The organism is Arthrobacter sp. Y81 (assembly GCF_002929335.1).
Lineage (GTDB): Bacteria > Actinomycetota > Actinomycetes > Actinomycetales > Micrococcaceae > Arthrobacter.
In genome coordinates, this window is sequence record NZ_PJIL01000001.1 from 451,653 (window position 1) to 466,166 (window position 14,514).

8 protein-coding genes are annotated in these 14,514 nt (G+C 63.8%); 6 read left to right on the forward strand and 2 right to left on the reverse strand.

Features of this window, described 5'->3' with window-relative positions; genetic code table 11:
- Positions 1–20: 20 nt before the first annotated feature.
- Complete coding sequence (locus CXQ91_RS02135; RefSeq protein ID WP_104172260.1) at positions 21–4,874, forward strand: NAD-glutamate dehydrogenase; 4,854 nt, start codon at positions 21–23, stop codon at positions 4,872–4,874.
- A 33-nt stretch (positions 4,875–4,907) separates the two neighbouring features.
- Positions 4,908–6,377 (forward strand): sensor histidine kinase, encoded by a 1,470-nt coding sequence (locus CXQ91_RS02140; protein ID WP_104172261.1) that lies wholly within the window; start codon positions 4,908–4,910, stop codon positions 6,375–6,377.
- A gap of 91 nt (positions 6,378–6,468) precedes the next feature.
- Here CXQ91_RS02140 and CXQ91_RS02145 read toward each other — a convergent pair whose 3' ends face one another.
- Positions 6,469–6,717 (reverse strand): WhiB family transcriptional regulator, encoded by a 249-nt coding sequence (locus CXQ91_RS02145; protein ID WP_003804966.1) that lies wholly within the window; start codon positions 6,715–6,717, stop codon positions 6,469–6,471.
- A gap of 240 nt (positions 6,718–6,957) precedes the next feature.
- Here CXQ91_RS02145 and CXQ91_RS02150 point away from each other — a divergent pair, with 240 nt between their 5' ends.
- Complete coding sequence (locus CXQ91_RS02150) at positions 6,958–7,464, forward strand: hypothetical protein (RefSeq protein ID WP_104172262.1); 507 nt, start codon at positions 6,958–6,960, stop codon at positions 7,462–7,464.
- Here CXQ91_RS02150 and CXQ91_RS02155 read toward each other — a convergent pair.
- Positions 7,421–11,518: an FtsK/SpoIIIE domain-containing protein gene (locus tag CXQ91_RS02155; RefSeq protein ID WP_104172263.1), complete on the reverse strand. Its 4,098-nt coding sequence runs from the start codon at positions 11,516–11,518 to the stop codon at positions 7,421–7,423. The two genes, CXQ91_RS02150 and CXQ91_RS02155, sit on opposite strands and share 44 nt — an antisense overlap.
- Before the next feature lie 198 nt (positions 11,519–11,716).
- On the opposite strand from CXQ91_RS02155, the gene glf reads away from it, so the two are divergent.
- Genes glf through CXQ91_RS02170 form a run of 3 tightly spaced genes read left to right on the forward strand, consistent with a single transcriptional unit; the run spans position 11,717 to position 14,498 of the window.
- Complete coding sequence (gene glf, locus CXQ91_RS02160) at positions 11,717–12,904, forward strand: UDP-galactopyranose mutase (RefSeq protein WP_104172264.1); 1,188 nt, start codon at positions 11,717–11,719, stop codon at positions 12,902–12,904.
- Positions 12,901–13,767, forward strand: coding sequence for an ABC transporter permease (locus tag CXQ91_RS02165; protein WP_104172265.1), 867 nt, complete (start codon positions 12,901–12,903; stop codon positions 13,765–13,767). Before glf ends, CXQ91_RS02165 begins: the two co-directional genes overlap by 4 nt.
- Entirely contained in the window at positions 13,767–14,498 is a 732-nt protein-coding gene (locus CXQ91_RS02170) for an ABC transporter ATP-binding protein (RefSeq protein WP_104172266.1), read from the forward strand. Before CXQ91_RS02165 ends, CXQ91_RS02170 begins: the two co-directional genes overlap by 1 nt.
- Positions 14,499–14,514: the final 16 nt, after the last annotated feature.

Here is a 14,514-nt window from a genome sequence, read left to right on the forward strand (position 1 = left end):
TTTGATGGAGGCGTTTGTCGATGTCGTCTGGGTCCAGCGTGGAGGATCAGTCCGTTTTACTCGGAGCCCGTGAAGGGTACCTCGGAGACTACTACGAGCACCTTGCGGAGGAGGACGGCCGGGCCTATTCGCCTGACCTCCTGGCCGCCCGCGCTGAAACCCACCGCGAAGTGGCCGCTGTCCGCGTTCCGGGCACGGCCAACATCAGAATCGTGGACGAAGCCGACCGAAGCGTCGTGTACATCGTCACGGACGATATGCCCTTCCTGGTGGACTCAGTCAACGCTGAGCTCGTTCGCCAGAACTCTGCAATCCACCTTGTCCTCCACCCGTTGTTTGTTGTGACCCGCAACCGGGAAAGCGCTCAACTGACCAAGGTGGACCGGGTCCCGTCCAGCATCGGCATTTCCAGCGGCGATACCGCCGCCATGCCGAGCCTGTCACACCTGATAGCCCAGGGCGACAACGCCTCCCACATGGAGTCCTGGATCGCTGTCGAGATCGACCTTGCCAGCGAGGAACTGCATGGACGGCTGATCGAAGGCATTGAACGCGTGCTTGGGGACGTACGGGCAGCAGTCGAAGACTGGCCGAAGATGCGTAACAAGGCGCTGCAGATCGCCAAAGACCTGGACAACGTAGCCAATCCTGCACAGATCGAGGAGTTGCGCCAGGCCCAGGACCTGCTCCGCTGGCTCGACGAAGGCAACTTCACCTTCCTTGGATACCGCGAATACGACCTGGTGAACGAGTCCGGGGAAGATGTCCTGGAACTCCGTGAGGAAAGCGGCCTCGGCCTGCTGCGCAGCGGTGCGGACGGACACCACGTCCAGCACCTCACCGTTGCCGGCCGCAAGAAGGCACGTGAAAAGCGCGCTTTGGTCATTACCAAAGCCAACTCCCGCTCCACCGTCCACCGCCCGGCCTACCTCGACTACATCGGGGTCAAGAGCTTCGACGCCGCCGGAAACGTCAATGGCGAGCAGCGGTTCATCGGCCTGTTCGCCACCAGCGCCTACGCCGGCTCCGTCCGGAACATCCCGATCGTTCGCGAGAAGGTTGAAGCCGTCCTGCGCAAGGCTGGATTCCCGCCGCACTCCCACTCCGGCAAAGACCTGTTGGGCATCCTTGAGACCTACCCCCGCGATGAGCTGTTCCAGATCGAGGTTTCCGACCTCGCAGCGACGGCAACCGGAATCCAGCGGCTGCAGGAACGGCGTCGCACCCGGCTGTTCCTGAGGCCTGATATCTACGGCCGGTTCATGTCCGCACTCGTCTACCTTCCCCGTGACCGGTACACAACAAACGTTCGCCTCCGCATCGAGCAGGAACTGCGCGAGACCTTCCACGCCGTCTCCATCGACTACGAAGCCAGGATGACCGAATCCGCGCTGGCCAGGCTGTTCTTCCGGATCCGGCTGCCCAAGGACGCCGACGTCAGCGACGTCAACGCCGAAGAGCTGGAGAAACGGCTTGTCCGGGCTGCGCGATCATGGAGCGAGGGCATCGCGGAAGTCCTGCGGGCCAGCGGTCCGGAAGATGACAACAAGGGCCTTGCTTCGGCCTGGGCCGAAGCTTTTCCGGCCAGCTACCGCGTGGACTACGAGGTGGAAGACGCCCTGACGGACATTGCCCGCTTCGAGAAGTACGGATCAGCTGCCGAGCTGGCCGAAAAGGGCCGGCCGGAGCGGCCCGGCGTCCACGTCTACCTTCCCGAAGGGGCCGGAGCCACCCTTGAAGAGGACGCCCGTGTCAAGCTCTACATGCTGGAGCCCAAGAGCCTCAGCCAGATCCTGCCGTACTTCCATAACCTTGGCCTTGAAGTGCTCGATGAACGGCCGTTCGAAATCGAGACGTCGGACAAGCGGGACTTCTTCCTCTACGACCTGGGCCTGAAGTACCCCGCCGGTGTGGCCCCGCTGGCAACGGGCCAGCTGCTTGCGGAAGCCTTTGGCGCCGCCGTTTCCGGTGCCGTCGAGTCTGACAGCTTTGACCGTCTGGTCCTGCGCGAGGGCATGCACTGGAGCCAGATCGTGGTCCTGCGCGCCTATGCCAAATACATGCGCCAGATGGGCAACACGAATTCGTTTGGCTTCATTGCGGACACGCTGCTGGCCAACCCCGACGTGACACGTGCGCTCAGTGCCCTGTTCGCGGCCCGCTTTGACCCCGCCCTCGGGGACGATGTCCGGACCGAGCGCCAGGCATCGGTCCGTGCAGAGTTGGCTGCCGCCATCGAACAGGTCGCCACCCTGGACGCTGACCGTGTGCTCCGGACCTTCGCGAACCTCATCGAGGCCACGTTGCGGACCAACTTCTATCAGCAAAAGCCGTACCTGAGCTTCAAACTGAATCCGGCCGCCATCGACGGTCTGCCGTTCCCGCGCCCGATGTTTGAAATTTGGGTCTACTCGCCCCGTGTGGAGGGCGTGCACCTGCGCTTCGGCAAGGTGGCCCGAGGCGGGCTGCGCTGGTCCGACCGGCGTGAGGACTTCCGGACCGAAATCCTGGGCCTTGTTAAGGCACAGACAGTCAAGAACGCCGTCATTGTGCCCACCGGCGCCAAGGGCGGATTCTTCGCCAAGCAACTCCCTGACCCCGCCGCCGACCGGGCGGCCTGGATGGCGGAGGGCGTTGAGAGCTACAAGACGTTCATCCGCGGTCTGCTGGACCTGACGGACAACCTGATCACAACTCCCGACGGGGAAGCCGTGGTTCCGCCGGCCGACGTCGTCCGCCACGACGACAACGACTCTTACCTCGTCGTCGCTGCCGATAAGGGAACGGCAACGTTCTCGGACATCGCAAACGGCCTATCGGACGAATACGGATTCTGGCTGGGGGACGCCTTCGCCTCCGGCGGCTCGGTGGGCTACGACCACAAGGCCATGGGGATCACCGCCCGGGGTGCGTGGGAATCGGTCAAGCGCCACTTCAGCGAACTGGATCTCGACACGCAGTCGGAGCCGTTCACCGTGGTGGGCGTCGGCGACATGTCCGGCGATGTCTTTGGCAACGGCATGCTGCTTTCCAAGCACATCCGGCTGCTCGCGGCGTTTGACCACCGCCACATCTTCCTGGATCCGAATCCCGACGAGGCCGTGTCCTACGCCGAGCGGCAGCGGCTCTTCAACCTGCCCCGGTCCTCCTGGGACGACTACGACAAGTCCCTTATCAGCGAAGGCGGCGGCGTCTTCGTGCGGCAGGCAAAGTCCATTCCTGTTTCCGACCAGGTCAGGGCGGCCCTGGGACTGCCGGACGGCACCTCGGAGCTGAGTCCGCCGGAGCTCCTTCGCGCGATTCTGCTGGCGCCCGCGGACCTGCTGTACAACGGCGGTATCGGAACCTACGTCAAGGCAAGCACCGAAACGCATGCGGAGGTAGGGGACAAGGCCAACGATGCGATCCGCGTTGACGGCCGCGACCTTCGCGTCAAGGTTGTCGGAGAAGGCGGAAACCTCGGTATGACCCAGCGCGGCCGCATCGAGGCCGCACTCCAGGGAGTCATCCTGAACACGGATGCCATCGACAATTCAGCCGGCGTCGACTGCTCGGACCATGAAGTCAACATCAAGATCTTTGTTGACCGGATGGTCGCAGCCGGCAAGCTCGAGTCCGCCGAGCGGGCGGACTTCCTGGCATCCATGACGGATGAAGTCGGGCGGCTTGTGCTCGAAGACAACATCGACCAGAACATCCTCCTCCTCAACGACCGCATCCGTGTTGCGGAGTGGAGCCCCAGCTACGAGCGGCTCATGGACTGGCTGGAGAAATCCGCAGACCTCAAGCGCAAACTCGAAGCCCTGCCAACAACGGCGACGCTCCGGGAACGCCTGGAACAGGGACAGGGGCTAACTTCGCCGGAGCTCTCCGTGCTGGCGGCCTACGCGAAGATCGAACTTGCGACGGCGCTGCGTGAGAGCGACCTCGCCGACGATCCGTGGTTCAGGCAAACCCTCCGGTCCTACTTCCCCAAACAGCTTCGGGAGAGGTTCGACGCCGAACTGGACACCCATCCGCTGCGGCGCGAGATCATCGCTACCGTCGTGGCGAACGACATGATCAACCTGGGCGGCATCACGTTTGCGTTCCGCACCATTGAAGAGACCTCAGCCAACGAAGCCGCGGTGGCCAAGGCCTTCGTTGCGCTCCGCGAAATCTACGAGCTTGACGTCATGGTGGGCGAGCTCAACGAACTGCCCGCGTCCTTCCCGACGGAGCACTGGAGCACCGTCCACCTGGACATCCGGCGGCTCCTGGACCGTGCTGTCCGGTGGGTGCTCAGCCAAGGCAGCGGTTCCCGGCCGATCTCCGAGATCGTGGGCGAATTCAAGCCGCTGATGGATCCGATGCGTGCCCGCCTCCTCGACTACCTGCGCGGAGAGGACCGTGCCCGCGTGGCTTCGTGGCTCGAAAAGGCCCGTAGCTGGGAACTTCCGGAGGACCTTGCCCACCGCTGGGCCGAACTGTTCGAAAGCTTTGTGCTGCTGGACATCGCCAAGATCGCCCATGTCAGCGCGGAGCCGGTGGAAAACATCGCGCACGTCTACTACTCGGTGTTCGACCGCTTCCACGCGGATTCCCTCCTGGAGCGGATCACGAAGCTCCCGAGGCGGGACCGCTGGCAGGCGCTGGCCCGCGCTGCCCTGCGTGATGACCTCTACTCCACCATTTCGGACATCACGACGTCGGTCCTTGACTCGACGCCGTCCGGGACCCCCGCGGCGGACCGCGTACTGGACTGGGAAGGCCTGAATGCCGAACAGCTCGGCCGTGCCAGGAGCATGTTTGACGAGGTCAACTCGCTCGAAGCGGACGATATGGCGTCACTGTCGGTAGCATTGAGGCTCTTGAGGTCAATCGTCCGACGCTAGGGACCCGTCCCAAGCGTCGAATCTGGAGGTGTAGTGGCAATCTTTACGGACCCCATCAGGGAACACGCTGATTTTGGGCCGGGGGATGCCGAGTGGCTGCACCTCCTGGTTGGCGACTGGCAGATGGTCGCCGACCTTGCCTTCGCTGACCTGGCATTGTGGTTTCCGCATCCTGAGTTCGGGTACGTGGCGCTGGCCCACGTCCGCCCCTCCACCACGCACACGGTGTTCCACGCCGACTTCGTGGGGGAGGGGATCAGGTCGGACCTGCAGCCGCTGGTGGACAAGGCCTGGGGTAGCCGCACGATTGAGCGCTCCAGCGAAACCAACTGGAGCAGCGACATGGCCCTCAGGGTCGAAGCTGTGCCCATGGTCAGGAACGGCCGGACCCTGGCCGTTGTGACCACCCACATGGATCTGTCCAGTTCACGGATGCCTTCCAGGCTCGAACTGACCTACCGCCAGTGTGCCTACGATCTGCTCCGGATGGGAACGCTCGGCCTCTGGCCCGACTTTGCGTCGCCCACCGGATCCCGCCGCGGCGCTCCACGTGTGGGTGACGGCCTCATCCGGCTGGATGCAGACGGCATCGTGCAGTACGCCAGTCCGAACGGCGTCTCCGCATTCCGGCGCCTGGGTGATGGGGAGTCCCTCGAAGGCAGGTCGCTTGCCGAAGTCACAGCGGGACTGCTGCGGGACCGTCGCATGGTGGACGAAACGCTCCCGCTTGTGGTGACAGGCCGGATGCCGTGGCGCAGCGAAATCGAATCCCGTGGGGTCAGCCTTTCCCTTCGGGCCATCCCGCTGCGCGACGAACAGCAGCGGTTCGGGGCCCTGGTGCTCTGCCGTGACGTCTCCGAGCTGCGGCGCCGCGAAATGGAACTGGTGACCAAGGACGCCACCATCCGGGAGATCCATCACCGGGTGAAGAACAACCTCCAGACGGTGGCTGCCCTGCTGAGGATGCAGTCGCGCCGGATGGTCAGCGATGAGGCCAAACAGGGCCTCGAGCAGGCCATGCGGAGAGTCGCCACGATTGCCCTCGTCCACGAGACCCTGTCCCAGGGACTGACGCAAAGCGTTGACTTTGATGAACTGATCGGCCGCCAGTTCCGTCTCTCTGCCGAAGTCGCTTCGCCCTCTCAGCAGGTCAAGACGGCCAGGTCCGGGCTCTTCGGAGAGCTGCCCAGCGATTTCGCCACCCCGCTTGCTCTGGTGATCAACGAACTTGTGACGAACGCCGTCGAGCACGGTCTGGAGGGGAGGACCGGAACTGTCTGGCTTCTGGCCGACCGTTCCGAAGGCGATGACGGGGACGAGCTCCTGACTGTGACTGTGGCAGACGATGGAGTCGGGCTGCCGGAAACGCCCCATGTGGAGGGCCTGGGACTACAGATCGTCCGGACGCTTGTGACCAGTGAACTCGGCGGCAGCATCCAGTGGAAGCCCCGCGAGGGCGGCGGAACCGCCGTGCAGATCGTCCTGAGCCTGCAAAAGCGGTAGCAGGGTCTTAAACAGGAAAGCGGCCGCGGACTGTAAAGTCCGCGGCCGCTTTCCTATTTGCCTAAATTAGGCCAATGCAGTGTCTGTCCGGTCAGGAGGCGCGACGTGCGCGTGCAGCACGGCGCTTGAGTGCGCGGCGCTCGTCTTCGCTCATCCCGCCCCAAACACCGGCGTCCTGTCCCGATTCGAGGGCCCACTGAAGGCAGGTGTCCACCACCGGACAACGGCGGCACACACTTTTGGCTTCCTCGATCTGCAGGAGAGCTGGCCCGGTGTTTCCTACTGGGAAGAACAGCTCCGGGTCCTTGTCGAGGCACGCTGCGCGGTTACGCCAATCCATGCTGATCAGTCACTCCATTCCTGGGAACTCGTTGAAAGCCACTTGTGAAAATATTCACTAGAGGCTACATAAGAAAGGGACCCTGCCGGGTCCCCTTGGTCATCTGAATTAAGCGTGTCATGTTAACGCTGTGTAAACAAGGGGTAATCGTCTAAGAAGTGCCTCTTAAGCGTGAGCGATACGTCACATAGGTCGCCGGCGCCCTCCCCGCTAGTCGACTATGTCCGGTATGGTGCCAGTGTGTCAAGACCCCCAGAGAACCCCTCCGACTTCAGTTCTGAGCCCAGCGGGGCAGGCCCCGCAGACGGTTCGGATGCTTCCCCGCACTCCGTTTCCCGGGGAGTTCCGGCCTCCCGGCCGCGGGAAGTCAGCGCGCTGAGCCTGATTGTCGCCGCTGAAGCGGCGGCCCTCCTTGTGGCCGCGGGCTGGTACGCCGTGCAACTGACCACCGGGGCGCCGGTACTTTCATTTTGGGGTGCCGTGTTTACGTTGGCGCTCCTCCTTTCCTTTTCTGCCTGGCTTTTTGCCGTTGCCTATTTCCTTTTCCGTGGATTCCGCTGGCCGCGGGCGGGGGCGCTGGTGGCCCAGTTGTTTGTGCTGACGATCGGATTTCCGACTCTCACGGGCGGTTACATTGTGGCGGGGCTTGCCATGCTGATTCCGGCCGCCGTCGCGGTGGTGCTGCTGTTCCGCAAGAGCGTGATCAGCTTCGCCTCGCGTGCCGGTGGGGCGCCCCCCGCCCTGTGACGCCGGGGCTGGATCCCGCCGCCAGATGTACGGGGGTGGCCCGACCCTCGGAAATGAGGACCGCCCTCCCGGGCGGCGGGTTGGGGTCCACTTCGAAACGAACACCGAAGAAATCGCCGTCCATGATGTTCCGGGGCGCGATCAGGATTCCGTTGCCGTGCCCGCGGGCGTGTGCAGCCAGCGGTACCCGCTGAACGAGCGTCGGGCTGAACCCGGCGGTGAGCAGTACTGTCCACCCCAGGCTGTGCAGGTCCATCAGATGCCGGGTGGCCTCCGGAGTCAGCATGTCCGCATCATCCACCAGAAGGACCGCGTCCCTGCTCAATGCGCCGGCATCAGCGCTCAGCCTGAGGCTTGCCCAGTAGTTGTCGGCGGCATCGTCAGTACCGGGGAAGAGCCACCCTGGGACGTGCGGGTTTAGCTGGGGGATGGCTGCAAGGAGTGAGCTTTTGCCGGAGGCCGGACCGCCCAGAACGGGCAGGACACATCCGGACGGAAGCCGGACAGTTGCCGGAAGGAGTTCGTCACCGCCGATGCCGATGACAATTGTGCGGTGTTTGGTTGCGCTTCCGGTGGCGGCACCTGCGGACAACGGTGACGCTGCCAGGCGTGCGGTGCGTTCCTGGACATCGGACACGCTCAGGCGCGTGGGCAGGGCTTCAACCCTGAAGGGCCGGGCGGCAGGTTCCTTTACTGTCGCTGTCTTCGCCGCCGTCCCTGCGGCCGGTGCATAAAACTGGGCCACCGACCCCGGGCTCCCCGTGAGCGGGCCGAACACCACCGCCCGTCCGCGGATCCGGGGAACGTCAGGGATCCGTGGCCACGCCAGGCGGCTCTCCTCGGTGGAGCCATTGGGGAAGAAAGCCCGGTTGGGGACGGCGGCGAAGTAGCGGGCGGTCACAACGTCCCGGTCCCCGGAAATGAGGACCGTGACACCTGCCCTGGTGCCGTCCCGGACGATGTCCTGGACCAGGTCTTCAGCCCAGGCCAGGGGGCCGGCCCGGAACGCGGAGACCCACGAACCCCAGCCGGCCAGGACCAGGACGAGCGGTGTCGCCTGTGCTTCTGCCCGCCGGCTGAGCCGCAGGGACATTTCGAGGGCAATACGTTCCAGGATGCGAACAGCCCGGCGCAGTTCATGCAGTCCAGCCACCGCGCCCACCCGGGGCTCTGCCCGTGACGCGCTGAACGAATTGCCGGCGTCGAGTATATAAAGGTGCGATTCCTCGACGTGTTCGATCAGCTGCTGCAGGGCAAGGCCCACTGCGTCGTCCGCCCCGCTGCCCGGTCCGCCGACCAGGGCAAGATGGCCATGGCCTGATGGCTGCCACGTCAGCCGGGAGATGCGCTGCCGCTGCGGCTCGTCCGCCAAGCCGAGCTGGACGGACCAGAGGCAGGGTGACGGGTCGCCTTCCGTACTCACGACCAAGGGTTCGGATGTCGGGTGAACCGCTGTCCGGTCATCTGCAGGCGTTCCGGGGCGGGAGACCGCCCGGGGCAGCGGGCCGGCCACAGGGCGGTGCGGCGGAGTTCCTCCCATGCCGTTCCAAAGCTCTACGAGGGATTCAATCAGGGGGGCTGCGGCCTGCGCCGGCGAAGGCTGCAGGTCGGGGTTCGGTTGCCCGCCAGGTCCTTCCGGGGCTTTCCTCAGTGCCTCGGCGGCGAGGCACACCCTGACGCCGGACGCGGTCGCGTCAGCTGCGGCACCGGCCAGCGACGCCGTCTGGAACTCGACCGGATCCTCGGAGCCGCGGGCGAGATAGGCGCGCCCGGGAGTGGCCACGTCGATTCCTGCGGCGACCCTGGAGTTGATGATGTCGAACGATTCCATCTCAGACTGGACGCGCAGCGCAATGCTGGTGGTGACGTTCGCACGGATGTCCGCCGTGAGGGCGCCCTGGGGCCGCTGCGTGGCCATGATGAGGTGTGTGCCCAGCGATCGTCCGATGGCTGCGATCCGCATTAGTTCCGTCAGCGCTTCGGGGGCGTCTTCGACGAGCATGCGAAACTCGTCGATGATCAGAACCAGGTGGGGGAGCGGACCGGCGGCGGCACCTGCCGCCCGGTAGCCCGCCAGGTCCGGAGCCTGGACGGCGGAAAGCAATTCCTCCCGGCGCCGGATTTCGGCGCGCAGGGAAATCAGCGAACGGTCCAGTTCATCCCGGGTGAGGTCCGTGAGCATACCCACACAATGAGGCAGGCCCGTCAGCGGTCCCAGTCCCGAACCGCCCTTGAAATCAAAAAAGAGAAGGTTGACCACATCCGGCGGGAAGCTCAGAGCCAGCCCGGCCGCCAGGCTCCGGAGGAGTTCGGATTTTCCGGAACCGGTGGTTCCCGCCACCAGCAGATGCGGACCGTCCGACTCAAGGTCGAGCATGCGGGGTCCTTGTGCCGACTTTCCGATGGGCACGGCCAGTCCGGGCGCCCCGCGCCCGCCAAGCCAACGGACCGACGTGTCCGCTGCCGACGCAGGCAGGACATCGGCCAGTGAACAATTCAGCGGCACCACTGATGGCGTAGCCGGGCTGCGCTCAAGGGCCGGTGCCATATCCCGGCAGTACCGGTCGAACACCCGCTCCGGAACAAGGTCAGGTACGAAGTCATGCGTGGAGTCCCCGCCACAGAGCCGGGCCATGTTTCCGCCAAGTTCGATGACTGTGCCCGCCTCCGCGGAGACATCCCGGGTGCAGTCAAGAACGTGCCAGCCGCGGTTGATCGCGGTGGCAGACATGCCGGAAATTCCGGGCGCGCCATCGACGTCATCGATCAGTATCAGCACGCCCCGTTCCCGGCTCCGGTCGATGCCGCGCTCCAGCAGGTCCGATGTCTTCCGGGCGTTCGACGAAAGCGACACCGGCGTGAGATACCGGGAGGTCAAAGGCAGGGACTCGGGCCGACCCTGCAGCAGGATGCGCGTCCGTGCCGCATTCCGGTAGCTTGTGAGCTGCATAACCATGAACCTGATCAGGCCGGCGACGTCCTGCCGGGGCCCACGGACAAAAGTCCGATCTGGAAGGTGCAGGATGACCGGCATGCGGCCGGCTGCCGGTGCGTCGAAATCCGGGTCGGCGGGATCCAGGCTGACGTTGGCCTGCTGATCCGCGAGTCCCAGGCGCAACCCAAGATCGTCCGGTGCCACTGTTCCTCCGGTCCCGACCGCGGGTTCCGCTTGCCCCCTGAGGACTAGCGCAGCGGCGGACGGTGCGGACCGGCGTCGTCGTTCCTTGTCTTCTTCAACGGCGGCAGCCACCGACGCCTTCAGGCGGCATCGCTGGCGGCGGCCCGCCAGTATGGGAACGAGCACGGAAACGGCAGAAACCGCCGTGAAGGCGAGGAACATCCACATTCCGGTGATCACAGCGAGGCCCATGCCGATGAGCAGCGGCAGTGCCGCGGTGAGGAATAGAATGCCCCGGTTGCCGCCTTCGGCCCTGTGCGGGACTCTCAAAGGCTCCATGACGCTGGACCCGGCAGCTTCGCACTCGGCGAGCAGTCCTGCCGGCGTGGGGCCAAAGGTGATGGATAGCGTTGAATTTCCACAGCTGATCAGCGAATTTGCCGAAACCGCGGAGTGGCTGACTCTCTTCCCGTCCACGATGGTTCCATTGGCGCTGCCAAGGTCCGTGATGGTGATGGCGGTGTCCGTCACGTCCAGCCGGGCATGCTCACGGGAGAGGGCGGCATCCGGAAGGGCGATTTCAGTTCCGCTCCGGCCGATCCGGTAGGTGCCGCGCCGCAGGGGCAGTACAGTCCCGGCCGCAGGTCCGCTGTGGACGGCGATCAGCAGGCCAGCATCCGTTGCGTTGCCGGTGTCCGCCGGGTGGCCTCCCGCACCGTCCACTATGACCGCCCCGGTAACAAGCGGAGGAACTCCGACAGCCAGGCCGGCTAAAGGCAGTCCCCGTACGGTCAGTTCCCCTGCGCCGTACTGCTCCGCAAGAGCTTGCTGCACGAGGTGGCCGTCGGCGCCATGCCCGGCCTCAATGGTGAGTTCGAGTGGTGGGCCAGGGCGGCCGGCATCGGGTCCGCGGACCAGCGTGCAGTGGAGCGTCATCGGGGGCTTTCCCTTGGGAAGGAGACGGTTTCTGCCCAAGCTACCGGCGGGCGCTGCCCCCGGTCATCGCCCTCATCCGACTATGTGGACAAGCCCGGCCCGTGCCGGCGATTCACTGGTGGCCGTACAGCCTCGGGTAGGCTAGAGCAGCAGCCAATGCACAACATTGGGCTGCCCGCATTCGAATCAGGAGATTTTGTGACCGCTGACCTCGTCATCGTAGGGTCGGGCTTTTTCGGCCTGACAATCGCAGAACAGGCCGCCACTGAGCTGGGCTTGAAGGTCGTTGTCCTCGACCGCCGCCACCATATCGGCGGCAATGCCTACAGCGAAAAGGAAGAGCAGACCGGCATCGAGGTGCACCGATACGGCGCCCACCTGTTCCACACGTCCAACGAGCGCGTGTGGGAGTATGTCAACCGATTCACGACGTTCACCAACTACGTGCACAAGGTCTACGGCGTCCACAAGGGCGAGGTGTACTCCCTGCCGATCAACCTCGCCACGATCAACCAGTTCTTCCGTGCCAACCTGACTCCGGGGCAGGCCCAGGCCCTCATCCAGGAGCAGGCCGGCGAGCTCGCGGGCACTGATCCCCAGAACCTGAACGACAAGGGCATCCAGCTCATCGGCCGGCCGCTGTACGAGGCGTTCATCAAGCACTACACCGGCAAGCAGTGGCAGACGGATCCCAAGGACCTGCCCGCAGGAATCATTTCCCGGCTGCCGGTGCGCTACAACTACGACAACCGCTACTTCAACGACAAGTACGAGGGGCTGCCGACCAACGGCTACACCGCGTGGATCGAGAAGATGGCGGAGAACCCGAACATCGAAGTCCGGCTCAACACCGACTTCTTCGATGAGTCGCACGAATACAGCAAGAACAAGGTCGTCGGCAACATCCCGGTGATCTACACGGGGCCGGTGGACCGGTACTTCGACTTCTCGGAAGGCGATCTGTCCTGGCGGACCATTGACTTCGAAGAGGAAGTTCTCGACGTCGGCGATTTCCAGGGAACGTCGGTCGTGAACTACAACGACGACGATGTCCCCTTCACGCGCATCATCGAACCGCGCCACTTCCACCCGGAACGCGACTACCAGAGTGAGCAGACCATCATCATGCGGGAGTTCTCGCGGGCGGCGGAGAAGGGCGACGAGCCTTACTACCCGATCAACACCGCGGCCGATCGCGAACGCCTGCTCAAGTACCGCGACCTCGCGGCTGCCGAGAGGGATGTGCTGTTCGGCGGCCGGCTTGGAACGTACAAGTACCTCGATATGCACATGGCAATCGGCTCAGCCCTGACCATGTTTGACAACCAAATCCGTCCGCACTTCGAGAGTGGAACAACCCTTGAAAGCGGAGGGGTAGACGCATGAGCGCTGAGCTACTGGCTGCTCCCGACAAGGGCGGCGGCCTCCTCGACGTGTTCCGGCGCCGCGAACTGCTCCGGCTTATTGTGCGGAAGGAACTCAAGGTCCGCTACCGCGGCTCGGTGCTGGGCCTGCTCTGGAGCTACGTAAAGCCGGGCGTGCAGTTCATCGTTTTCTATTTCGCCCTCGGAGTGTTCCTGGGCCTGAACAAGCAGCCCAACTTCGTCATCTACATGTTCTCGGGCATCATCCTGGTGAACTTCTTTTCGGAAGCCTTCAGCAACGCAACGCGGTCCATTGTCGCGAATGGGGCCCTGGTCAAGAAAATCTTCCTCCCCCGTGAGCTCTTTCCGGTGGCGTCCGTCTGGGTGGCCATGGTCCACTTCCTGCCGCAGTTCCTGATCCTCCTCACGGCATGCTTTTTCTTTGGCTGGACTCCGAGCATCGTGCAGATCCTTGGTGCCGTTGGTGCGTTCATCATTGTGGCCATGCTGTCCCTTGGACTCGGCCTGCTATTTGCTGCCGCAAACGTGATGTTCCGGGACTCCGAAAATATCGTTGACCTGATGCTCATGATGGCCACCTGGCTTTCGCCTGTTCTTTACGCCTGGTACCTGGTCCGGGACGCGCTGGGAGAGACGTTCTACTTCTTCTACCAACTCAACCCGATGACTATTGCCGTCGAACTGTTCCACTTTGCATTCTGGGCACCGACGGGCGCCGTGCGGAATGCCGCCGAAGGCGCCAGAATGCCGGAGAACCTCATTTCGCTGTGGTTGCCGGTCGGGTTGCTGATTTCCTTGGCGCTCCTCGCAATTGGCCAGACCGTATTCCGACGCCTTGAGGGCAGATTTGCGCAGGAGTTGTGATGGCTGCAGAAGCAATCATTGTTGAAAAGGTATCGAAACGCTTTAACCTTCGGCACACACGGTCCCTCAAGGAGACGGTTGTGTGGCTGTTCAAGGGACGACGCGGGGATCTTTCCTCGACGTTTATGGCGCTGGATGGTGTGGACGTTTCTGTTGGCGTCGGGGAGTCGGTTGCGCTGCTCGGCTTCAACGGGTCGGGAAAATCGACCCTGCTCAAACTCATTTCCGGTGTTATGAGTACGGACAGCGGAAGCATCAGGACCCGTGGCAAGGTCGCCGGCCTCATTGAGGTGGGCGCCGGTTTCCACCCCGACCTGACAGGCCGCGAGAACGTGTTCCTTAACGGCGTGCTTCTTGGAATGACCGAGAAGGAAACAGAAGCGCGTTTTGACGAAATCGTCGAGTTCTCCGAAATCGGAAAGTTCATCGACACCGAGGTCAAGTTCTACTCATCCGGTATGTTCCTGCGCCTGGCCTTTTCGGTCGCTGTGCACACGAACCCGGATGTCTTCCTGATCGACGAAATCCTCTCGGTGGGCGACGAGCCCTTCCAGAAGAAGTGCCTGGCGCGCATCCAGGAACTCCGGGAGTCGGGCTGCACTCTCGTCGTGGTCAGCCACGACCTGGACATGGTGAGCAAGGTCTGTGACAGGGGCGTTGTGCTGCGGCAGGGCAAGAAGGTTGCAGACGGGCCAATCGGGGAAGCAGTCCGCCTTCTCCGGGAAAGCTGATACGAGGCTGACATGA

Excerpts from the sequence above, each read along its gene's own strand:
- CXQ91_RS02165 (WP_104172265.1), top strand. The coding sequence starts at position 12,901 with ATGAGCGCTGAGCTACTGGCTGCTCCCGACAAGGGCGGCGGCCTCCTC.
- CXQ91_RS02135 (WP_104172260.1), top strand. The coding sequence starts at position 21 with ATGTCGTCTGGGTCCAGCGTGGAGGATCAGTCCGTTTTACTCGGAGCC.
- CXQ91_RS02145 (WP_003804966.1), bottom strand. The coding sequence starts at position 6,717 with ATGGATTGGCGTAACCGCGCAGCGTGCCTCGACAAGGACCCGGAGCTG.
- CXQ91_RS02155 (WP_104172263.1), bottom strand. The coding sequence starts at position 11,518 with ATGACGCTCCACTGCACGCTGGTCCGCGGACCCGATGCCGGCCGCCCT.
- CXQ91_RS02170 (WP_104172266.1), top strand. The coding sequence starts at position 13,767 with ATGGCTGCAGAAGCAATCATTGTTGAAAAGGTATCGAAACGCTTTAAC.